The sequence below is a fragment of the Ravibacter arvi genome (assembly GCF_039540405.1).
GTDB lineage: Bacteria > Bacteroidota > Bacteroidia > Cytophagales > Spirosomataceae > Ravibacter > Ravibacter arvi.
Map to the genome: position 1 here is coordinate 160,974 of NZ_BAABEY010000025.1, position 24,916 is coordinate 185,889.

Consider the following 24,916-nt stretch of genomic DNA (forward strand, 5'->3'; position numbering starts at 1 on the left):
CTCACATCTCACCGCTCATTGCCCAAAACTTTTATTCACATGAGATCAATAAGAAAATGGGCCCTCGCGACATGTTTCGCGTTCACCCTGGGATCATGCAACCAAGCACTGGATATAGCTCCCGACGGCAGAATCAGTCTTGAAGAAGTATTCAGAAACAACGATCGCACGGCCGCCTTCCTCAACTCGTGCTACAACTTTATTCCCTTAAAAGGCACACGGTATTTCTTCTGGAGCCGAGGGCCGGTCATGTGGAGCGACGAAGCCTGGGACACGGATGCCGAAGCCGAATCCTGGATTATGTCAGGCCGGATGTACAACGGCAATACTTCCGCCGGTGATCACCCGGTACTGAGCTGGGACAGTGACGGCAACGGGGACTACTGGAACCGTTACTGGCAGGGGATCCGCAATACTTCACTGTTTATCAAAAACATCGGAACGGCAACGGTCACCAACGAAAGGGACCGGGCCCGATGGAAAGCCGAAGCCCATTTGCTGCGCGCCTATTACTATCATGAAATGTTGAAATGGTTCGGGCCCGTACTGCCGATCATGCGCGAACCTTTCAATTTTACGGACGACTTCACTACGCTGGAGAAGGCTTCCTACTACGAAGTGGTAAAATTCATCATGGAAGATTGTGGAATCGCGCTCTCTACCGAAGAGTTGCCGTGGCGCATTACCACCCCCGGTGAAGCCGGACGTTTCAACAAATCAATGGCAGAGGCGATCAGGTCAAAAATGATCCTGTTCGCCGCCAGTCCGCTCAACAACGGGGGCCAGAACCTTTGGGAGGAAGCTTACCAGGTCAACAAGGCGGCTCTTGAATCCCTCCGGGCGCAGGGATACGCGCTTTACAGGAAAGTAGCGGTCCCCCAGACTTACCAGTCAGACCGCTCTTTCTTCGGGGAGGATAACAACTACTACGCCGCGGTCTACAACGAGTATTTCACCCGGCCTATGGACTACAGTTCCAACCCGGTTGATACCGAAACGATTTTCCAAAGCAAAGACGACCAGGGCAACATCTGGCATATTGATGGGATCGGGTCCCAGGTAGGTTACAAAACCGGTACGTGTCCGAGCCAGGAATTGGTGGATGCCTACGAAACCAGTGACGGGCAGCCCGTTCTCAACCTGGAAACTCCCTACCTGGATGCCCAGCACACCCAACCCAATTACAACACCGCCAATAAATTATATGACCCGCAGCAGCCCTACAAGAACAGGGATCCCCGCTTTTACGCCTCCATCTACTACAACGGTTCCAGGCGTTATGCCTGGTGGTCCTTTGCCGAAGAGCCGGCATCGGTTGAAAACTACCCCGCTCCCCAGGGCTTCCGAACGCGGGTGATCGCCACCTGGGCGGGCGAACCCAGAACCGGCCTGCACGGCACCGTAAGATCAGCCACCAGGACCGGCTATTACGAGCGTAAATTTCTTCATCCGACTGCAGGCGACAACAACGCGGTGGCCGGCGCAAACTGGAAACTCTTCCGGTTAGGCGAGGTAATCCTGAATTTTGCGGAAGCGGCAGCCGAAGCCGGGCACCTGGAAGAGGCCCGGGCTGCGGTCAACGAAATCCGTAGCCGGGTCAAAATGCCGGATCTCCCCGCCGGCCTCACGCAGAAAGATCTCATACTCCGGGTAAGAAACGAAAGAAGGATAGAACTTGCGTTGGAAGAAAACCGGTATTTTGACGTCAGGCGTTGGTCAATGCCGGAAGGGGACCTGTCTGCAACCGATCGCTGGGTTACAGCGATGGAAATTACCCGAAACGCCAACGGAACTTTTCAGTACAAAAGAAGGCCCGTCCGTACAGAAGACAGGAAATGCTATACCAACCGGTTTTTGTGGATCCCCGTTCCTCTTGCCGAAGCCAGCAGACTCTCTTCTATTACAGGGAAAAACTGGCAAAGTCCGGGCTGGTAAAAGCGGCTAATTGTTAATAGGGGTGAGGTATGAGGTATGAGGGGTGAGGGGTGAGCCATCTGCAAACACTCACGACTCAAACCTCACACCTCAAGGCTCAAAGCTCAAGGTTCAAAGCTCACCCCTCAAAACTCACACCTCAAACCTTTCATCCAATGAAAAATATAAAAATCAGGCTTCTGTTATCCTTCCTGGTCACCTGGGTTGCCGGCTCCGTATGGGCCCAGGAAAGCCAGGAAAAAGATGCCCCACGCCTCATACGCGGCGTTGTCGTCAATGCGGTGCAAAACCAGCTATCCGGCATAAAAGTGACCACATCAGACGGCAACCACGAGGTAGTTACCAACATGAAGGGAGAATTTTCTCTTGCTTTCACGCCCGGGACAACCGGCTTGACCTTCCGGTCACCGGGGTACCGGACGGTCACGGTCCCTGTCTCAGAGGGCGACGACACACCCCTTTCGATAACCCTCGAAACGGATATAAACCGACGTGATGAAATAGTAGAAATGGGCTATTTCAGCCGCCCAAGAAATTCTATAACCGGAGCGATATCGGTCGTTTACGGAGACGAGCTCGAAAGAGCACCGGTCGCTAACTTAACCCAAACCCTGCCCGGGCGCCTCCCGGGGCTGGTCAGCAGGGAAAACTATTCAGAACTATCGCGCGCTACTACGCAACTGTGGTCGAGAGGGGCCAACTCGCTGAGAGCGAACGGCCCCCTCGCCCTGATCGACGGGATACTCGTTTCCTACAACGTAGGTCAGACGCTCGAGTACATTAACCCTACTGAAATTGAGTCGGTCACCTACATCAAAGACGCTACCGGCCTCTCCCTGCATGGCATTCTGGGCGCAAACGGTTTGCTCGTGATCAAAACAAAACGCGGCGTTAAAGGCGGACTTCAGATTTCGGGAAGACTGGACAAATCCTTTCAGCAGGCCACCACCAGCCCCATCCGGTACAGCTCCTATGATTATGCAGTTATGCGCAACCAGGCTGCGGCCAACGACGGAAACGGTGACTATTTCTGGTATTCGGAAAAACAGGTAGAAGGATTCAAAAACGGGAGCGACCCTGTACTTTACCCGGACCAAAACTGGCACAAACGATTCATTCGCCCATGGACCGCCATGGAAAGGGCAAGCATGAACTTCAGCGGAGGCAACGACCGGGTGCAGTTTTTCTCCAACGTAAATTTCATGCACCAGGATGGCGTGTTTAAAACCGAACAGGATCGATACAATCCCAATGCGAACAACATATGGGTTAACTTCCGTTCGAATGTCGATATGCGCCTGGCACGGCGTCTCAACGGTTTTGTCAGGCTGAGCGGCAATGTCAAACGCGAACGGACTCCCGGTTACGCCGTCGATTTTGTCTACAACAGCATTGCTACGTTGCCACCTACGCTGAACGGTCCTTTAACTCCCGTGGAACTGAATCCCGACACGGGTCTGCCTACGGGATCAAGCGAACAGGTAGTTACTACAGACCGCCTGGACTACCCTACCTTCGGAATTTTAAACAGAAGCGGCTACTTCCGCCATACCGTAACCAACATCAACGCGCAGTTCGGACTCAACCAGGACCTCGATTTCATTGCGAAAGGACTGACCTTGAACGGCACATTCGCCTTCCAGACCAATTCTGTGGGGCATCTCAAAACCGGGCAGAATTTTGAACGGTATGTGCGCACCAGCAACCGCGACGAACTGATATTCCAGCGCAAAGGATCTGAGCAAAACACGCCTCTCTCCTATTCCAAGAGCGCCTCCTATTACTTTCACATTTCGTACAAAGCCTCCCTCGAATACGCGCGGAAATTCGGAAAGCACAGTGTCACCGGGATGGGATATTTTTTCTTCCAGAACCTCACAAAAAGCGACGTAACCGGCGGAGGGAACATCCTGCCTTATACGCGGTTACATCTCGGGGCCGATGTTTCATACGGATATGACGACAGGTACTTTCTCCAGGCCAACATCGGTCGGTCCGGCTCCGAACAATACGCCAAACAGGAGCGCTTTACCAACACCCCTTCCATTGGTGTGGCGTGGGTGGCGTCCAACGAGGCTTTTCTCAAATCTTCCGCTTGGCTGACCTATCTCAAATTCAGGGGATCTTACGGCATAACAGCCACCGACCGTAGCGGGTTGCCGCGCTACAGCTACCTGGACAACATCACCGTAGGCGGGGGCGGAAGGGTCCCTTACCTGGGCTATACGGTAAATGAAAATGCCATCGGCAATCCCTTCCTGACGGCAGAAAAGGTAAAAATGCAAAACTTCGGCATCGACCTCGGGCTATTCAACCGGTTTACGGTGTCGGTCGACGCATACAGGGAGCGAATGGACAACATGGTTGTGAGCGCGATTGCGACAATACCTGCTTTTCAGGGTATTCCACTAAATTATTACCCGCAAAGCAACTCCGGGATATTCGAAAATAAAGGAGTAGAGGTGTCTGCGGGATATTCGCAGCTGTTTGGGAGGGATTTCTCCTTCTCTCTGAACGGGTATGTAGCCAAAAACCATAATAAAGTGATTTCAATCAACGAAGCCAGGCGGGCAGACGACTATGTATATCCGCTGGTTGTGGAAGGACTTCCCGTGGCGCAACAATTCGGCTACCAGGTTGATTATTCCAATGGAAACGGCTTTTTCAATACGGAAGCAGAGCTTGCCGCCAATACCGTTGACTATACCATGGGTACTCCCAGGCTCGGCGACCTCCGTTATGTGGACAAAAACAATGACGGTATGCTTGATGAAAAAGACCAGGTTCCCCTGGGTAACGGTGGCTTTGCCAACTTCACTTATGGGGTAAACGGCGCTTTCCGCTACAGGTCCTTTGACGTCAATTTCCTGTTTCAGGGCATCGGCCAACTCAGCCAGATCCTTTCCGGACCGGGTATTTACGAGACGGAAGGCGACGGCATTTACGGAACGCTCCACCAATACGCCTGGACCCCGGAGAGGTACGCCGCCGGAGAAACCATCAAATATCCGTCCTTATCCACGGTCAGGACTGTCAACCATGTCGGGTCAGACTTCTTTCTTTACAACCTGGCTTATCTCCGGCTGAAAAACATGGAAATAGGATACACCCTGCCCGGCAGGATCAGCCGCGTAATCCGGGCGGACAAAGTGAGACTCCTGCTGAGCGGCCAGAACCTCCTTACCTGGGACAAGATGAAAACCGACGATTTCGGATCTGAAGGAGGCGGCTTCACGGGCATCCCCGTTTACCGCGTGTACAATCTGGGGCTCACCTTAACCTTCTAGCAGCATGACGAATTAGCCCCGAGATATCAGCAACGGTCTGCACCTCACCGCTCAAATCTCAAGGCTCAAACCTAATATCCCCATGAAATTCTCAAAATACAAAATGTGCTGCTATGCAGCCCTTCTTGCCGGAATGCTTGTTTCGTGCAACGAAGCCATGGAGCTTCCCTCCGACGGGCGTATTTCCATGAAAGACGTATTCAGCGACTACAACCGGATCAGGGGTTGGGTAAGTTCCTGCTATGGCTACGTGCCGGCTCCCTACATGGACCGGGCGTCTTTCACGGACGAGGCCCAGGACTCGGACGACAATACGGCCGGATCAGATTACGCCGCCTGGTACGGCGGCAATGTCACGGCTTTCAACTACGCGCAAATTTCGCAGGACGGCAGCCCCTGGTCGGGTCTTTATGCGGGCATACGGAAGTGTAATATCTTCCTGGCGGAAATCCCGACCGCCACTGCCTACGCTACCGAAGCAGAAAAAAAATCGTGGACCGCACAGGTACATGCATTGCGCGCTCTGTATTACCTCCAACTGATCAAAAGGTACGGCGGGGTTCCTGTTTTCGATAAGCCATTTGAACTCAACACGGACTTCGCAGCGGTTAAACGCGCAACATTTTCGGAGGTGGTGAAGTTTATCCTGGAGGACTGTGATAAAGCGCTCAGTTTTGAAAGCGGCCGCGACGGTTTTTCCTGGGATGTCTATGAAAACCAATTCGGCATCATGACACGGGCCGCCGCTTATGCCATTAAATCGGAGGCAATCACATACGCGGTCAGTCCACTCTGGTCGGACGGCACCTTCACCATGGAACAGGCTACCCAGATCAACGCCGAAGCGTTGGGACAATGCCTGGCTAACGATTACAGGCTTTTCGCCATTGAGCCCGCGGCCAACGCCGCCCACAATGCCTACGGTCTGTACTTCTTTACGAATTCAAATGACCAGCGGACCAATGACAAGGAAACAATTCTCCAGGTAGGAAGTCAGATGCGCGTATGGCAGTGGGCAGGTCTGCCGTCCAACACCGGCATGAACCGCGCGGGCCCTACGCCTACCCAGGATTTGGTTGACGCTTACGAAATGGCCAACGGGCAGCCTCCCATCCTCGGCTATTCCGATGCCAACAGGACCGTCCCCATCGTCAATACGGCATCGGGGTACGATGAGAAAGACCCGTATACCGGAAGAGATCCCCGCTTTTACGCGTCTATTTACTACAATGGCTCGGTCCGTTTTTTGAACCAGCCCAACGGCCAGAAGGTAGAAACCTTTGTGGGTGGGCGGGAAGAAATTTCCAGTTCCAACCCGAAAAATACGCGTACCGGCTACTACCTGCGCAAGTTCAACAACTGGCAGTCGGGGCAGAACAATGAAGGCGACGGCGCCATCCGCCTGTTCCGGCTGGCGGAGCTGTACCTCAACTTTGCCGAGACGGCTTACCAGTCGGCCGGTCCCGATATCGCTGTTTCCGCTACGGGCTTTTCCATGACGGCCCGCCAGGCAGTCAATGCGGTCAGGGCGCGTGCAAAAATGCCTGCCCTACCCGCCGGCCTGAGCAAAGAAGCCTTTGAAAAACGCTACCGTAACGAACGGCGCATTGAGCTGGCCTTTGAAACGCATCGGTACTTCGACGTTCGCAGGTGGAAAATCCTGAACCAGACGGATGAATTCGTTACCGGGATGCGCATCACCAAACAGGGAAACAACCTGACCTATACCCGGTTTAAATTTGCCAACCGGGATTGCTCCTCAGACCGTTTCCTTCTCTACCCGATTGACCCGCTGGAAGTAAACAAAATGTTGTCGCTGACCGGCGCCAACTGGCAGAACCCGGGCTGGATAGAATAACCTGCAAAGTATGATCAGAAATCTCATTTTCATCGCCTTTTGCCTGTTTCCCGGCATTCGCGGAACGGCCCAAACACTGGCCGGTACCGACGACCTGGGACGTACACTCCCGCAATCTGACCGGGTAGGTGCGCCCCGGCAGAACCGGCATGTGGCAATGTTCTATTTCCTCTGGCAGGACCAGGCCCCGGCCAAATCCTGGGATCTGCATGAAATCTGGACCAAGCACCCGGAAGCGTTCGAAGACTTCGACCACCCGGCCTGGGGCGGCGACGGCAAAACAGTGGGCTACTACTACTGGGGCCAACCGATTTACGGGTATTACAAGGGTGACGACTACTGGGTACACCTGAGGAACATGCAGCTGCTAGCCGACGCTGCCGTAGACCTTGTCGTAATTGACGCCACCAACGGCCCGACCTATCCGCAACAGGCCGATGCGCTCATGAGGGCCATGATGGCGGTGAATCAACAAGGTAAAAAAGCGCCGAAAATTGTTTTCTATACCAATACGGCATCCGGGGCGACCATGCAAACGGTCTACAATCAGTTTTACAAACCCGGAGCCCCGCACTACTATCCGGAAACCTGGTTCCTGCTCGATGGCAAACCGCTGATTATTGGCGTCACAGCCGAATCGGCCGGGCGGGAATTCGAGCATTTCTTTTCCTACCGCGAAACACAGTGGCCCAATGAGGGGCGCCACAAAATAAACGGATGGCCCTGGATTGAATTCCAGAGGCCCCAACACGTATATTCCAATCACAAGGGAGAGCGGGAAATTGTAAACGTATCGGTTGCCCAGCATCCGAACCCTACCGCCGGCATGGGCGGATCGGCTTTCTACGGCAACCAGGACAATTGGGGCCGCAGCTTCAGGAACGGTTCAAAAGGCAACCCGGAACAGGATATTTTCTATGGCTATAATGTGCAGGAACAATGGGATTTCGCAGTCCGGCAGGAAGTTCCCTTTGTCTTTGTAACCGGGTGGAACGAATGGATCGCCGGCAAATGGCCCAGCCATGACGCCAACCCGGAACATTCCTGGTTTTGTGACCAGGCGAGTCCCGAATACAGCCGGGATATTGAACCCACGCTGACTGCCGGACTCCGGGACCACTATTATATGCAGCTCGTGGACAACGTCAGAAGATATAAAGGGGTCGCTCCGAACCCAGTGCTGAGCCCGGTAAAAACCGTTCGCTCATGGAAAGACTGGGACAGCGTCTTTCCTGAATACACCGACTATACCGGTGATACCGCGCCCCGCCACCACCCGGGCGCACCGGTAGATCCGCCCACAACCTATGTCAACACCACCGGAAGAAACGACTTTCACCGGGCAAAGGTAGCCCGGGATCAGAAAAACATCTACTTCTACATCAGCACCGTAAAACCGGTCTCGAAGCAGGATGGCAACAATTGGATGGTGCTTTACCTGGACACCGACCGCAGTCACAGAACCGGCTGGAAAGGGTTTGACTTGAGGGTAACCGGTGGGGAAACGCTACAGAAATTCCGGAACGGGAAATGGACGGAAAGCGGGAAAGTTTCCTGTAAAACGGAAGGTAATCAAATGATGATTACCATTCCCAGGAACTCACTGGGCGAGCCGGACGCTCCTGTCAACCTAGAATTCAAGTGGTCGGACAACATGCAGGATGAAACAGAACCGCTCGACTGGTACCTCAACGGTGACGCCGCACCCGGCGGCAGATTTAACTTTATAGCCTGTGAAAAATAGAAAAATCGGCAGAGCAGCCCTCCTGCTCCTCACGCTTTGTACAGCGAAACTCACCGGACAACCTTTTGTCGGGCACACCAATGTGACAGCCACCGACGCCGTAGGCCGCACCCTGCCGGGCCATGAGCAGGTGGGCCCGGTGAAAAAAGACAAATTTGTTGGAATTTTCTACTGGACCTGGCATACACAGCAAAGCGGCTTCGGAAAAAATGCGCCGCTCAACGTCACGGAATACCTGGCGAGAAACCCCAAAGCAATCGAAGATTACCGGAACCCCATCTGGCCGAAAGAGAACACCCCGTGGTTCTGGGGCGAGCCACTTTTCGGGTACTACCAGGATACAGACGAATGGGTACTCCGGAAACATGCCGAAATGCTGGCAGACGCCGGCGTTGACATGGTTCTCTTCGATTGTACCAATGCCAACCTCACCTGGAAAGAGTCGTACATGAAGCTCTGCGAGGTATGGTCAAAAGCAAGGAAAGATGGCGTCAAAACGCCCCGGATTGCCTTTATGCTGCCGTTCTGGGTATCCGATGGCGGGAAAGAAATACTTCGGGAAATCTACCGGGACCTTTATAAACCGGGCCTTTACAAGGACCTGTGGTTCATATGGAAAGGAAAGCCCTTTGTGATGGGCCATCCCGACTTTGCAAAAGCGCTCACCGGGCAAGCCCCCGAGCCGGTGCTCACCCGCGAGCTAACCGGTTTCTTTACTTTCCGGCCCGGCCAGCCCGTTTACAACAAAGGCCCGGAGCAGCCTCATCACTGGGGCTGGCTGGAGATCTTTCCGCAACACGGGTTCGTAAGCAATGAAAAAGGAGGCTTTGAGCAGGCAACTGTGGGCGTCTCCCAAAACTGGAGTGCAGAGCGTGGCCTGACCGCCATGAACGCCCCAAAAGCATTCGGAAGAAGCTACACCGCAAAAAAAGGTCATATTACAGAGCCAGGCGCCGTCAACTATGGCCATAATTTCCAGGAGCAATGGGAAAGAGGTATAGAAATAGATCCGGAATTGATTTTTGTCACCGGCTGGAACGAATGGATTGCGGGCCGGTACGAGCTGTGGCAACAGCAGACCAACGCTTTCCCCGACCAGTTTAACCAGGAACACAGCCGCGACATAGAACCTATGAAGGGCGGGCACGGCGACAATTACTACTATCAGCTGGCAGCGAATATCCGGCGATTTAAGGGTACACCCGCGCCTCAAAAGGCCTCCCCTCCGGTCACCATCGCAATAGACGGGAAGTTTGATGATTGGAAAAGCGTGGGCCCGGAGTACCGGGCCTACAAAGGAAACACGGGCCCCAGGGATCATCCCGGCTGGGGTAGCTACCGGTACCTGAACACGACCGGACGAAACGACCTGTTTACTATGAAAGTCGCCAGGGATACCGCATATGTGTATTTCTACGCCGAAACCGCAAAACCGATTTCTGCACCCGGTGAACATTGGATGCAGTTGTTTGTCAATACCGACCGCGATAAAAACAGCGGCTGGGAAGGTTACGACCTGGTCGTCAACCGGAAAAAACCGGGAGAAAAAGCCTACCTGGAAAAAACCACCGCCGCCTGGAACTGGCAGCCGGCCGGGGAAGTAGCGATCAAAACCTACGACAACCGCATGGAAATCAAAATTCCAAGGCATTTCATCGAGCATAACGGCAGGCTGGATTTTGAATTCAAATGGCAGGACAACCTCCAGAAACCGGGTGATATCATGGACTTCTACCTGAGCGGCGACGCTGCACCGCTCGGCCGGTTCAACTTCTTTTTCACCGAGTAACGCCGGGAATTTCCGGCAACACCGGAGCCGGTTTCAAAAAAAATAAAAAAATTTTTCCTAAGTCTTGGGAGTTTTTTCCGGAATGACATACTGTCTATATAAAGAAACGACAAATGTATGTCTGAGGAAACCAGGAATGAATTCCAAAAGCTGGTAGACAAATACCTGAACGGAAGTGCTACCGAGCGGGAGCGAAAAGCGCTCGAGGAGTACTATGCGTTACTGGGAGATGCCCCGGAGCTTTCGGAGCTGATGGGTGAGTCTAAAATAACGCAGCTCGGCGACAGGCTGAAAAAAAGAATCAAGCAGGAGATTCAACCCGTCAGGAAGCCTTTTTACAGCCAGCCCTATTACAGGATAGCGGCACTCGCCGTGATCTTGCTCGGTATAATCTGGCTGGTAAAACTCAACCCCGAAAAACGCTATCTGCCGGCTGCCCCGGTTAAACAGGCGCGCGTAAAAAAGGATTCGATCAACCGGTTCCTGACCCTACCTGACGGAAGTACCATTGTACTTCATCGCGGCAGCCAGCTTGAAATCATGGAAGACTTCAACCAATCGGAACGCGCAGTGCGCCTTACCGGAGAAGCTTTCTTTGACGTCAGGCATGACCCCTCCCGGCCTTTTGTGATCCATACCGGGAAAATCAAAACTACTGTACTCGGCACCGCTTTCAACATCAGAGCCTGGCCCTCCCAGAAAGACATTATCGTGAGCGTTAACCGCGGGAAAGTGCGGGTAGAAGATGAAAACAAGCTCATCGCCGTGCTGACCCCGGATAAACAGATCGTGTACAATAAGAAAACCACCGTATCAGGTGAACAGACGGTTGAGTCGGAAGAACTGATCGAATGGATCCAGCAGGACATGGCATTTGAAGAAATGGCATTCGGCGACCTGGCCACCCATCTCGGCGCCCGCTACGGAGTAGAGATAAAGTTTCAGCACCCTGAACTCCAGAAATGCCTGATTACCGGAAGGTTTTCGGGAACCGAAACGCTTGAAGAAGTGATGCGGACACTCTCCATTACCCTTAATGCCCGTTATACGATAAATGAAGGAGTAGTCCTGATCGACGGCAATAAATGTTCTTAGCCCCCTAATTCCTTTATTATGAACCTGAAAAAATCCGATCGGGGACCTTAGCCCATAAAAAAACTCCTCCGGCCCTGGTAAGCAATGAGGAGTCCCGTTAAAAAATCTCTTTCAAAACTTTTTAAACAACACAAAGAATGCAAAAAACTTTAGCTTTTGCAAGCCGACGCGCCTATGCTTTTTGGCGGGATAAGAGGCGGACTCACCTTTATAAGCTCATGAAAATCAGCTTCTACAGCCTTATTTTGGCACTTGTTACGGCCCAGGTCATGCTGGCGGAAGTAAGCAAGGCGCAGGACATACGGGAAACGAAAATCGAATTCGGAGCAGACAATATTTCCCTGAAAAATGCCCTTCAAAAACTACAGAAGGAATCGGGATACAACGTCTTCTATCTGTCTTCCAAAGTAACGCCTTATAAAGAGGTTACCCTGCCAAAAGCCACGCGCTCCGTTCATCAGACTTTGGAGCTGATTCTTCAGAAAACACCGTTTTCATTTCGGCAGGAAGGGAAAACAATCATCCTGACCGACAAGAGTGAGATCGTACTTCCGGGACAAACGGAGGCGCCCAATCAGAAACAGGTGAGAGGTAAAGTTTCTGATGAGAAAGGAGAAGGCCTCCCCGGTGTCAGCATACTGGTAAAAGGAACCCAGCAGGGGACCATCACAGACGAAAACGGGAACTACCAGCTCTCCGTTGAGCAGGACAATGCCACGCTGATTTTCAGCTTCGTGGGTTACCTGAGCCAGGAAATAACCCTGGGTGGCAGAACAACTGTCGATATCTCGCTCGCTACCGATACCAAAGCGCTGAACGAAGTGGTCGTGACCGCCTTCGGTATGTCAAAAGAAAAGCGGATGCTGGGATTTGCCGTAACCGAGGTAAAAGGCGCAGAACTCGCAGCTACCCAACAGATAAACCCGGTCAACTCACTGATGGGTAAAGTTTCCGGTGTTCAAATCGACCAGAGTGCTTCCGGGCCTTTCGGCAACTCCCGGATCGTCATCAGGGGGAACTCCACGTTGAGCAAAAATAACCAGCCGATCTTCGTAATCGACGGGATTATCGTAGATAACGAATCGGTTTCAGGCGGCCGCGATTTCGCCAACGACCTGACCAACCTCAACAGCGAAAATTTCGAAAGTGTCTCCATCCTGAAAGGGTCTTCCGCTGCCGCTCTTTACGGATCGAGGGCCATCAACGGGGTGGTGCTGATTACTACCAAAAAGGGAAGTAAGGCTACCGGTCTTGGCGTGGACATTTCGCAAAACTTCATGGTTTACAACCCGTATAAAGGCCCGAAGTTTCAAAACGAATTCGGCGGAGGTAGCGTAGGCGCTTTCTTTACCGATGCCCGCGACCCCAACTACCAGCCCAACCAGATGTGGACGACCAAAGTATTCCCGGTCAACCCGATCACCAATGAGCCGTACATCGACCCCGCTGTCAACCGGGAAAACGAAAACTGGGGCCCCAGGTTTGCGGGTCAGAAAGTACGGAACTACGACGGCACCTGGACCGAATATAAAGCAGTTCCCAACAACTTCCTCGATGCATTCAAAAACGGGACCCTGAGCACGACCAGCGTAGCCTTCTCGGGAGGCGGCGAGAAAACGACTTATCGTTTCGGCGCAACGCACGACGCGCAGACCGGTATTTCCGTTAACAATAAAATGAAGCGGAACAGCTTCAACGTACGCGCCACCCACCAGGTAGCCAAATGGCTTAGCACCGATTTCAGCGCGAGCTATACCGGGAGCGATAATACCAACCCGCAAAACCTGACCTGGGCGCCTTACACCGATACTTTTGCCGGTGATAACTGGGGAGTTGCCTATATGTGGATGTTCCCCCGGAACTACGATACCAAATACTGGAACCAGCAGGAAAGGTTTACCAGCCAGGTATTCGGAGGTGCGCCGAAAGCAACCAACCCGCTTGAGCCCAACAAGGTAATGGCGCCGGAATTCTGGTTCAATATGCGGAACACCGTGGCCACGATGGACAGCCGTAACTTTATGGGCCGGTTTGCATTGACAGCCAAACTCACCGACTGGGCCAGCCTGACAGTTGAAGGCAACATGAACAACAATTACGACAAATATGAGAACAAGGCGCTGGGCCATTTCAGCAACTACAGCGGCGGTTCCTATACCATTAACCAGTCGAAGAAGGAAAGCAATTTCAAAAAAGCCATTCTTACCTTCTCCAACATCAATATTGCCAAGGACTTCGGATTCAGCGGGTTCCTGGGCGGGGAAATGTACAACTCCATCAGCTCCTTTACGCAGGGGACTACCAATGGCGGACTTATGGTGCCTGGCAACTTCTTTATCACCAACTCCATCAATTCCCCGATTGTAACGGCAGGCGTCAATTACAACAAAAAAATCAACTCTGTATACGCAGCTGCTGATTTTGACTACAAAAACCAGTTCTACCTCTCCACCACCTGGCGGGGCGACTGGTCTTCTGCCCTGACTTACGCTAACGGAACAGGTAACAACTTTTATAATTACCCGTCAGCCAGCCTTTCGTGGATTGTATCGGAAACATTCTCACTGCCGAGAGCCATTACCTTTGCAAAACTCAGAACGAATATCGCCGCTCTCGGGAAAGACACCGAACCTTTTGTCATCAACCCGGGGTACAAGTTTTCAGGCAAGGTTATCGGCCTCCCTGGAGAACCCACCCGTGCTGATTTCAGCTCTACAACCACGCTGTCGTCGAGGCTGAAACCCGAGAGAAAAATCTCAAAAGAAATAGGTCTTGAAGCCCGTTTCCTTAAAAACCGCCTCGGTTTTGATCTTACCCTTTACCAGGATAACACCTACGACCAGATCATCGACATTTCGACACCTGTTGAAACCGGGGTATCGGGCGTGATGATCAACGCCGGGAATATCCAGAACAAGGGTATAGAAATCTCGCTCGACGGCTCACCCATCGAAACCAAGAACTTCTCCTGGAATTCACGGGTGACTTTCTCGCGCAACCAGAACCTGATCGTCTCCCTGGCAGAAGGCAGAAGCGAATACCCGTTGGGCGGCGCTGCATTTGACGCGAGCTCATGGGCAGTCGTAGGAAAATCATACGGTATGATCCGCTCTACTACCCAGTCACTCAAATACGTTAATCCCGAAAATCCGAACGACCCGAAGACCGGCATGACGGTATTGGCCTGGCGGAACGACGCCCGCGCGGCTTTCCCGCAGAGAAGCAATAAATACCAGGATATCGGTAATATCAATGCCAAATTCAGAGGTGGCTTCTCTAACGATTTCAGCTACAAAAACTGGTCGCTTAATGTATTGCTGGATGCTAAATTCGGTGGTGACATGGCCATGTCCTCTATCCGGTCGGGTACACATACGGGCGTATTGCCCAATACGCTATTCGGTCGCGATGCCGATCACGGCGGGATCACTTTTACCAGTAAATTCGACGGCATCACCTACGACGACGGTATGATCATTGACGGGGTGTTCGCCAAAGGGCAGAAAGTATCCATCCCGGGCGGCGGTACGGCAGATGTAGGCGGTATGACTTTCAAGGAAGCTTACGAGGCCGGCCTGGTAGAACCGACCCACGCGCCGCAGTTTTACTATCGCTATGCCTCCTCTTCTACCGGTGTCTCCGACTTCTGGGTGGTCAAAAGCAGCTGGGTAGCCCTTCGCCAGGTGATGTTATCCTATAACCTCCCCAAGGACATTGCTACGAAGTTCAGAGTGAACGGAATCTCGATCAGCCTGATCGCCAGGGACCTCGGGTACCTGTACAACTCGCTGCCCTTTGATTTGAATCCGGCGTCGCTCAACTCCAACCTGACTTCGGCCGTAGGAGAAGAAGGCTTCCTGCCGATGGTACGGTCTATGGGCGGATCAATAAAGATTCGTTTGTAAGCATCATTGATCATGATCGTACGTAAAGACATGAAATAGCCGTGAGCCTTGAGGTATCAGGTTTGAGGAACCAGGAAAATAAGCCAACGCGTTCCGGCGCAGCAGCTCATACCTCACAGCTCACCGCTTAAACTTTTTATACAGATGAAAAAGAAGTTCCTATATATTTCAATTGCGGCATTCCTCGGTTTGTCCAGTTCGTGTACCAATGATTTTGAGAAGGTAAATGTGAACCCCAACGTAGTTACCGACGTTGATGTCAGGCTGCTGTTTACCTCATCGCTTGTGCCTATACAGACCTCCCGGGGCGGAGAGTACTGGAACGAAGGGTTTACGCATTTTCTTTCAGCGTGCCAGTTGGTGACGGGACAAAGCTACGCCGTAGCAACTACCGCGGTAAACGGCCGGTACAGGCTGTTCTATACGAGCGTATTACCTAACCTGGTAGAAATGAGACGGCTGATCGCACTCAAGCCGGATAAAGAAAAGTTTGAGCAGATCAATGCGATTACCTACATCCCCCAGGTTATGATGGCGTTGAAGGTAAGCGATATGAACGGCTCAATGCCCTATACCGAGGCAAACAAGGGAAGGGACGAAGGGCTTTACAATCCCAAGTTTGATAACCAGGAGTTTTTGTACACCCTGTGGTTAAAAGAGCTTTCGGACGCTATCGTCACCCTCGAGAAAAACGCATCGAACCAGGTAAATTTTGGCAACAATGATGTTTTCTTTGCCGGCGACGTTACCAAGTGGATCAAACTGGCCAACTCGCTGAAACTGAGAATAGCAGCCCGGATCCAGAACCAGGATGCCGCAAAAGCAGCCAAAATTTTTGAGGAAGTGATGTCGGATGCGGTAGGACCGTTCAGTTCCAATGCCGATCAACTGATTCATAAAAACCCGGCTTACTATCCATTCGGTGTAGACGGCTACAATATTGACATCTACAGCCGGCACTTTGCCGTAGGAAGCGCCGTCGAATTCCTGAAATCGTCGTCAGACCCGCGTCTGGGCATCTACTACGACAAGAATTCCCTGACCGGCAGCTTTCAGGACACGTTGACCAAGTACAACAAGGTGCTTCCTTCGTGGATCAAAATGAACGATGCCAATATTATGTACCAGGGCGGGCCGGCAGATTTCCAATCCAATCCACCTGTCAGTACTTATTTTGTCAACCCGTTCAACGCCGGCGGTTCCAACCGCTACCAGTTGATTTCTACGGTAAACCGCAAATTCTTCGCTCCTACGGTAGACCAGGGAAGCGGAACGGTAGTCGATGTGTTGTTTTCTTACGCCGAAGTATGCTTCCAGGTAGCGGAGTTTATCCAGAAAGGCTACGGCGCCAAGATCAACACCAAGGGCACGGCCGCAGATTGGTATAACAAAGGCGTCCGGGCATCCTCGCAGTCGATGAACGATATAGCCATCGCCGCCAACTCCACTTCTTATGCCAACATCGACGCAAGAATTGATGCGCATCTGGCAAACCCAAAAGTGAAATTCGACGGCGCCAACGATCTTGAGAAGATCTACATCCAGGCGCTTTTGAACCTGTACCGCGATCCGAACGAGGCCTTTACACTGGCGCGGCGTACCGGCTACCCGAAATTCAACTCCACGCTCCTTGCGCGTGAAGTCATTGCCGACGACCTGCTGCCCAGAAGATGGTGGACCCTCGACCCGGGAGAAGTCAACAGGGCCAACTGGACCGCCGCTATGACCGAACAAGGCTTTACACCCAACGATTTCTCTATCGAAAAACTCGCGAAAGAAAGAATCTGGTTTGATAAAAAATCCCCCGATTACGGGAAAGGAGGAAATTAAGGCGTGAGGCATGAGGCATGAGGCATGAGGTTTGAGGTTTGAGCAGTCGGAAATCGGAAATCAGAATCGGCGCGCTGATTTCCGATTTCCGATTTCCGATTTCCCATCCCCCCTCACGCCTCACCCCTCACCCCTCAAACCTCCCCCCTAACCCCCAAAAGCCATGACCAACCGACGAAAATTCTTACAACAGCTGGGCGGAATGGCCGGAGCTTTTTCGGCCAATAGCCTTTACAACGAGCTGCATGCCGAGTCTATTTCTGCTGCCAACCGAACCGTTGACCACCTTTCAGCCCTTGATGTCGCCAAAGACGAAGACTACTGGAGTGTCATTCAGCAGGCTTACACAACAAGCCCGAACCTGATCAACCTTAACAACGGTGGGGTCAGTCCTGCTCCCCGCGTGGTACAGGAAGCGCTCGAACGCTACAACAAGCTGGCCAATGAAGGTCCTTCTTACTTTATGTGGGAAATCCTGGACCAGGGCCGGGAACCGCTTCGCGAAAAACTGGCCGAACTTGCCGGCTGCGACAAAGAGGAAGTCGTTTTTAACCGGAATGCGACGGAATCGCTTAACACCATCATTTTCGGCCTTGAACTGAAAGCGGGCGACGAGGTAATCGGTTGCAAACTCGACTATCCCAACCACATGAACGCGTGGAAACAGCGGGCGCTACGTGACGGAATCCACTACAATCAACTCAGTTTTAATTTCCCGATTGAGAATGACGATGAGATCGTTGCCGCCTATGAAAAGGCCATTACGCCAAAAACGAAGGTTATCCACGTCACCCATGTGATCAACTGGGTCGGGCAAATTATGCCGGTCAGGAAAATAGCGGACATGGCACACCGGCACGGACTGGAGGTAGTATGCGATGGCGCCCATTCCTTCGCCCTGCTCGATTTCAAAATCCCGGATCTGCACTGTGATTACTTCGCCACCTCGCTGCATAAATTCCTGAGCGCTCCTATCGGCAGCGGGATGATGTGGATCAAAAAAGAAAAAATCACTAAAATATGGCCGCTTCTGGGCAATGGCGACCCGCGAAGCAGCAATATCCGTAAGTTTGAAACCCTCGGTACCCGGAGTTTCCCGATTGAGCAGGGGATTGGAGAAGCAGTAAATTTTCAGTTAGGGATCGGGAACAAAAGAAAAGAGGAGCGCGTGCGCTACCTGAAAAACTATTGGGCGGAACGGGTGACGGCGCATCAGAAGGTGAAACTCTGGACTTCTCTGAAACCTGAATATTCCTGTGCCATCTGCGGCGTAAGCATAGAAGGCCTTAGCCCGAAAGAAATAGAAAGAGCACTATTTTTACGGTATAAAATTCACACGGTGGCCATTGAATATGAAAATGTGAAATGCGTGCGCGTAACACCTCACGTGTACACGCGTCTGCCGGAACTGGACAAATTTGCAAGGGCCATCACCGAAATAGCGACGGCCGGGAAATAAGCTATGGAAATACTGAAGTTGCTCGGGAACCCGTTGCCGGTAGGGATGCTACTTTACCCGGCCCCGGGTTACCCCGAACCCGCCAGCAAATGATTTTTTTCAACTTCCCCGGCAAAAATGTAAAGATTCGGAGTGATATTTGTTTTCCTATATTTGCCGGGTACTATCAGGAGGGCCAACTTTTTCGATAGTCAATTGCAAGCAGGCCGGGTATGGAAAAAAAACTTGAACAACAGCATCTGGATAACCTTTTAAAGCGGCTCGCCGAAGCAGACGACGCCGCTTTCAGGGAGATCTATGACCGCTATGTAAAAACGGTTTACCAGACGGGCCTGCGGTATCTTCGCTCGGACGACCTGGCCAATGACGTTGTTCAGGAAGTATTTTGCTCTCTGTGGGACAGGCGTGAGCATTTTCTGCACGTAAGGAGCCTGGAAGGTTACCTGGTAACCATGACCCACCATCAGATTTACAGGCTTTTCAGAAAATGGGCGGCAGAGACCAAAGGCAGGGAAATGTACGCGGAAAGACGGGAATCGGCTTTTAACGATACCGATTTCGGGATCCTGTCCAGTCAGTATGAAGAAATTCTTGAGGAGCTGGTCGACAGGCTCCCGCCCCAACAGAAACAAATCTTCAGAATGGCCCGGAAAGAGGGGATGACCCACGAAGCCATTGCGCGTGAACTGAATCTCTCCCAGGGAACGGTAAAAAATCATATGGTGAGAGCGCTGCAGTTTCTGAGACAAAATCTTTCTCCCCACGTCGGGATGTATCTGCTGATTTTGTCTGAATGGATTCTAAAAGATTAATGCCGGTTTAGCAATATTGGTTGTCGTACGCATAAAACCTATCTTTGCTAAAAGGTGTTACATGGTGTAGTCATCGGGTTAGCGACACTAGAAAGCGACCCGTCATTTATGCCTTTCTAAAAATGAAACTTTCAAAAAAAAATATTGAAGCACTCAAAAGCTACTTTTCTTCTAAACCGGTAAAAAGGGCGTACTTGTTTGGCTCCTATTCCCGTGGAGAAGCGAAAGCTACCAGCGATGTCGATATTTTGGTTGAACTGGATCATACTCATCCAATCGGGCTACGCTTTTTTCAATTTAAAGACGAACTTCAGGAGTTACTGGCGAGAAAAGTAGACTTAATAAGCGAAGAAGGCTTATCTGTCCACGTCAGGCCATTTGTAGTAAAAGACAGGATATTAATCTATGAAAGGTAGATTAGGTGACAAGGTACGTTTAGAGCATATTCTTGACGCCATCTAATTTTTTTTCTGCTCGACTGTCCCTATCCGCCGATCAAACAACTCTGTAGTGTAGGAGCCTGAAAAACAGGCTGGCCGGGGAGGTCCCCGGGTAAACCCTATACGATCAGGATCGGTAGAAAAATGGAAGATCGCTTTAACTACTTGTTGCAGAAATACCTGGCACAATCAGCTACTCCAGATGAAGAGGAAGAGTTGAAATTATTGTTTCTGACCGACCGGCACGAAGATGACTTCAAAGCCAGCGTTGCCAGTTATATGGAGGATAAGTTTCGCGAGAGCGACAAGCACCCATCGTCGTTTGATACTGAAAAGCTATATGAACAGATCAGCAGCCGAAATATGCCCAAAAATGAGCAAAAGCCTGCTTTTACTTTTCAATGGCATTGGTTCCGCATTGCGGCGGCACTGGTGCTCACCCTCGGCGCCGGGTGGTGGCTTCTTTCCACCTACAGGGCACCGGATCGTCCCTATCTGACCCGGACCGGTGGCGCAGAAAACGACAGCGTCGTCGTCATTTCAAAAAAAGACTTTATCCGGCTACCTGACGGCAGCACCGTTTTACTAAACGAAAACAGCCGCCTGGTATACCACCTGCCTTTCGGAAACGGTGCCCGGGAGGTGGAATTGAGAGGAGAAGCCTTCTTCGATATCGCGCACAACCCTGCCAAACCCTTTGTAGTGCGTACCGGTAAAATATCGACTAAAGTACTTGGAACGGCCTTTAACGTAAATGCCCGGGAGAGAAATGTGGTCGTGACCGTGGAACGCGGACTGGTTGAAGTCAACAATCAGACCCAGACACTCGGCCTGGTGCGGCCTACGGAAAGCCTTACCGTGAATGAAGACAGCGACAATAAGATTGAAAAAACTGCCGTAGACCTTACCGAAGCCATTAAATGGAAAGAGGAAAGCCTCGTGCTGGACAACCTTACCCTGGGTCAGGCGATTGACCGGCTTGAAACCTATTTCGATGTAAAAATAACGCTCGAAAACCGGGCGATAGAAAACTGCAGGATCGACGCCTGGTTTCTGCACCAGGAGAGTCTTGAAGAGATCCTGGAAATGGTTTTCGGTATCCGCCAGGCCACTTTTACCAAAAAGGACAAGCTGGTGACAATTTCAGGTGGAATTCCGTGCACCCCCGTCGACCCCAATTAACCGCTCACCTAAACCTTTGTAAATGAGAAAATAATAAACCCAACAAAAAATCGGCCATCCGGGGTAGGAGCCGGATGACCGGGCGTTCTTAATAACCATTCTGTAACTATCAAAAACACGTAAAGTTATGCAATTATCTTTAACTGAACCCGCGTGTACCTCCCGCAAAAAACCGAAAAGCGGTAGGCATGCGTTAATTCGATCAGCTATGCGGATCACGCTATCCTATATCCTGCTGCTCACATGCACGATCCAGCTGCTTACGGCCAGTCCGGGCACCAGCCAGGAGCTGCATCAGATGACCATTACGATAAGCGCCCAAAAGGAAAGCCTAAGAACAGTGCTCAAAAAGATTGAAGAGAAAACAGGACTTTCCTTCGTAGTTCCGGTGGATGAAGTGGAAACGTATACAGCAATAAGTTTCCCCAAAATGAAACGCAATATCAAAACCACACTGGATATTCTTTTCGAAAATACACATTTGGGATACCGGCAGATTAATAGCAGATCTGTGCTGATCTATGTAAAAAATAAAAACGCGAATGCGTCATCTTCCGCTTCCCCGTCTACCGGCCTTGCTTCCAACGTTTCGACGGAGTGGAGTGCCCCGGCGGTCAGGGGGAAAGTAACCGATGACAAGGGAGAATCTCTGCCGGGTGTGAGCGTGGTGATCAAAGGCACGCAACAGGGGACTATAACCGATGAAAACGGGAACTTCCAGCTCTCCGCCCCTGAAGGCTCCGTGCTGGTTTTTAGTTTCGTAGGCTATGAAAACCAGGAAGTTACCTTTGTTGGACAAACTTCACTGAGTATTTCCCTGAAAGTGGATCAGCGCTCTCTTGAGGAAATTGTAGTCGTAGGGTATGGTACCCAGAAAAAAACGTCAGTAACCGCCGCGGTTTCCACCATGAAGGGAGAAGCAATTGCAACCGTTCCGGTAGCCAATATGAGTAACGCTATCGGCGGCCGTTTACCCGGTTTGATCGTCAGGCAAAACACAGGGGAGCCGGGTCGCGACGCCAGCAACATTTTCATCAGAGGGGTAGCCACCACCGGTAATTCTCAGCCGCTTTTGATCGTAGACAACATTCCGAGAAGCTTCCAGAACCTCGACCCGAATACGGTAGAAAGCATTACTGTATTGAAAGATGCTGCCGCTGTGGCCCCCTACGGTGTGGCAGGCGCCAACGGGGTAATCCTGGTTACCACCAAAAGAGGAAAATCGGGCACACCGACCATTTCTTATAACGGCTATATCGGCTTTCAGAATCCGACGGTATTACCCGAGCTTCCCACAGCCTATGAATATGCCAAACTGAAAAACGAGGCCAGCCTAAGTGTAGGCGGCGCACCGCTTTACTCCGAAGAAAGCCTTAGAAAATACCGCGACGGTTCCGATCCTGACGGCCACCCGAACCAGAACATCTACGACATGCTGTTTGAAAAAAACACGCCGCTGACCGGGCATAACGTAGAACTGACGGGAGGAGCCGAGCGTGTACGATACTACGCCAGCGTGGGTTACCAATACCAGGCTGGTTTGTGGAAGCCTACCAACCAGTCGCGGTACAATTATGCCATCAGCATAGATGCCGACGTGACCAAATCGACCAGGGTTTCTTTCAGCCTGAATGGCCGTGAGCAGACCAACAAAGCACCGACCGTAGCTACCGATCGCATTTTTGAACTCGTACACTATGCGGCGCCCAACCAGCCCATTCTTTTCTCCAACGGTGAAAGTGGCGTGTATGTGTGGAACAACGTGCATGGCAGCGGTCAGGCGCGGACCAATACCACCCAGGTATATTCGCAGCTCTCGCTTGAGCAGGATCTCAATTTTATCAAAGGCCTGAAGCTGAAAGGTACACTTGCCTTCGACCCGACGCTTACTCGTTACAAAGCATTCCGTACGCCGTCGCATATGTGGACGGTAGATACTACTCAGACTCCTTATGTTTTTATAGACGGAATTTTTGAGCAAACCAAGCCTTCTCTGAATCAAAGTATGAGCTATGCCAAACAGCTCACTTACCAGGCCAGCCTGAATTACATCGGCTCGTTCGGGAAGAATACGATCGGCGCACTGGCGGTCTTTGAGGCCAAATCCAATGATTACGAAGATTTTGCAGGTATCAGGAGAAATTACAACCTTACTATCGACGAGCTCAGTATGGGGAGTTCCAGCGTGCTGGATATCGGCAACAGCGGCACGTCCAGTGCAGCGCGCCAGATGGGTCTCGTATACCGGGTTACTTATGACTATGCCGACAAATACCTCTTCGAGGCCAGCGGACGTTATGACGGAAGCTACTACTTCCCCAGAGAAACACGTTTCGGCTTTTTCCCGGCATTCTCGGTGGGCTGGCGCTTGTCTGAAGAAAACTTCCTGAAGGGTACCCGCTGGATCGATAACCTGAAATTGCGGGCTTCCTACGGCGAAGTCGGCGCCCTTGCCGGTTCACCTTTCCAGTTTATGAGTCTTTATAATGTGAGAGGCCCGGTTGCCGTTCTGGACGGTGTGGCCGTACAGGGCGCCTACGAAGGGACCGAGCGAAACCTGAACATTACCTGGGAGCGCGCCAGGAAGACCAATATCGGACTGGAAGGATCTTTCCTGAATAACCTGATCAAGCTGGAAGCCGACTATTTCTTCGAGCACCGCGCCAATATGCTTACCAACCCGACCGTGGTGGTTCCGGTCGAATACGGCGTGGGACTCAGCCAGGTGAATGCCGGCGAAATGCAAAACAGCGGGATCGACCTGACGCTCAGCACGCAACGCAGCTTCGGCAAAGACTTTGACGTATCGCTCGGAACCAACTTCACTTTCGCCAAAAACAAGCTGATCCAGGTCTTCGAGACACCGGTTACTTACAACAACCCGAACAGGAGAATAACCGGCAGGCCTTACAACACACGCTTTGGCTACGAGTCACTCGGGTATTTCCAGGTAGAAGACTTCAACGACAAAGGCGACCTCCTTCCGGGCATCGCCACACAACCATGGGGTAAAGTATTCCCCGGCGATGTGCGGTACAAAGACGTGAACAGCGATGGGAAAATCGATGTCAACGATATTGTCCCGATTGGTGTCGCCGACGTCCCGCAAATTATTTACGGTATTTTCGCCAATGCGAGGTACAAGCGGTTTGCAGTGGATTTGTTGTTCCAGGGTGCCGCCAAAACCAACATCTACGGTCAGAACGGGTACTGGCATCCCTTTAACAACGGCCGGGGCGCTTATAAAAGCAACATGGACTACTGGACCCCCGAAAACCGGAACGCCTCCCATGCCAGGATCACGCCTTCCCCTACTTCGAACAACAACCAGATGTCGTCTTACCTGATGTTCAATTCGCGTTACCTGCGTCTGAAAAACATCAATGTATCCTACAGCATACCGGAAAATCTTTCGAAAAAGGTGGGAATCCAGAGCGCAAGGGTATATGCGGCAGCACAGAACCTGCTGACTTTCACCCCGATCATCAACTACGATCCTGAGATCATCAACTCACAGGCGCTCGACTATCCGCAACAGCGTGTGGTGTCATTTGGTCTTAATCTAACCTTCTAATATCCT

Annotated in this window: 13 protein-coding genes; all 13 read left to right on the forward strand. The window is 51.7% G+C overall.

The features are described 5' to 3' along the window. Nucleotides 1-39: 39 nt before the first annotated feature. Nucleotides 40-1,935 (forward strand): RagB/SusD family nutrient uptake outer membrane protein, encoded by a 1,896-nt coding sequence (locus ABD852_RS13975; RefSeq protein ID WP_345029894.1) that lies wholly within the window; start codon nucleotides 40-42, stop codon nucleotides 1,933-1,935. Nucleotides 1,936-2,090: 155 nt separating this feature from the next. Beyond that, complete coding sequence (locus tag ABD852_RS13980; protein WP_345029896.1) at nucleotides 2,091-5,222, forward strand: SusC/RagA family TonB-linked outer membrane protein; 3,132 nt, start codon at nucleotides 2,091-2,093, stop codon at nucleotides 5,220-5,222. Nucleotides 5,223-5,304: 82 nt separating this feature from the next. Beyond that, entirely contained in the window at nucleotides 5,305-7,080 is a 1,776-nt protein-coding gene (locus ABD852_RS13985) for a RagB/SusD family nutrient uptake outer membrane protein (RefSeq protein ID WP_345029897.1), read from the forward strand. A gap of 10 nt (nucleotides 7,081-7,090) precedes the next feature. Then, nucleotides 7,091-8,824 (forward strand): hypothetical protein, encoded by a 1,734-nt coding sequence (locus ABD852_RS13990; protein ID WP_345029898.1) that lies wholly within the window; start codon nucleotides 7,091-7,093, stop codon nucleotides 8,822-8,824. Then, nucleotides 8,814-10,613 carry a hypothetical protein gene (locus tag ABD852_RS13995; protein ID WP_345029899.1) on the forward strand — a complete coding sequence of 600 codons (1,800 nt, stop codon included), beginning with the start codon at nucleotides 8,814-8,816 and terminating at the stop codon, nucleotides 10,611-10,613. The genes ABD852_RS13990 and ABD852_RS13995 overlap by 11 nt, the downstream gene beginning before the upstream one ends. Nucleotides 10,614-10,730: 117 nt before the next feature. After that, entirely contained in the window at nucleotides 10,731-11,708 is a 978-nt protein-coding gene (locus tag ABD852_RS14000; RefSeq protein ID WP_345029900.1) for a FecR family protein, read from the forward strand. Between the two features lie 137 nt (nucleotides 11,709-11,845). After that, complete coding sequence (locus ABD852_RS14005; protein ID WP_345029902.1) at nucleotides 11,846-15,613, forward strand: SusC/RagA family TonB-linked outer membrane protein; 3,768 nt, start codon at nucleotides 11,846-11,848, stop codon at nucleotides 15,611-15,613. A 144-nt stretch (nucleotides 15,614-15,757) separates the two neighbouring features. Further along, the gene (locus ABD852_RS14010) at nucleotides 15,758-17,443 is read left to right on the forward strand and encodes a SusD/RagB family nutrient-binding outer membrane lipoprotein (RefSeq protein WP_345029904.1); all 1,686 of its coding nucleotides are present in this window, start codon (nucleotides 15,758-15,760) and stop codon (nucleotides 17,441-17,443) included. 163 nt (nucleotides 17,444-17,606) lie between these two features. Next, the gene (locus tag ABD852_RS14015) at nucleotides 17,607-18,902 is read left to right on the forward strand and encodes an aminotransferase class V-fold PLP-dependent enzyme (protein WP_345029905.1); all 1,296 of its coding nucleotides are present in this window, start codon (nucleotides 17,607-17,609) and stop codon (nucleotides 18,900-18,902) included. Nucleotides 18,903-19,114: 212 nt separating this feature from the next. Continuing rightward, complete coding sequence (locus ABD852_RS14020) at nucleotides 19,115-19,714, forward strand: RNA polymerase sigma factor (RefSeq protein ID WP_345029906.1); 600 nt, start codon at nucleotides 19,115-19,117, stop codon at nucleotides 19,712-19,714. Nucleotides 19,715-19,836: 122 nt separating this feature from the next. Further along, on the forward strand, nucleotides 19,837-20,130 hold the full coding sequence (locus ABD852_RS14025; RefSeq protein WP_345029908.1) for a nucleotidyltransferase family protein: 294 nt from the start codon (nucleotides 19,837-19,839) through the stop codon (nucleotides 20,128-20,130). 168 nt (nucleotides 20,131-20,298) lie between these two features. Continuing rightward, nucleotides 20,299-21,336, forward strand: coding sequence for a FecR family protein (locus ABD852_RS14030; protein WP_345029910.1), 1,038 nt, complete (start codon nucleotides 20,299-20,301; stop codon nucleotides 21,334-21,336). 208 nt (nucleotides 21,337-21,544) lie between these two features. Then, nucleotides 21,545-24,910 carry a SusC/RagA family TonB-linked outer membrane protein gene (locus ABD852_RS14035; RefSeq protein ID WP_345029912.1) on the forward strand — a complete coding sequence of 1,122 codons (3,366 nt, stop codon included), beginning with the start codon at nucleotides 21,545-21,547 and terminating at the stop codon, nucleotides 24,908-24,910. Nucleotides 24,911-24,916 lie beyond the last annotated feature (6 nt).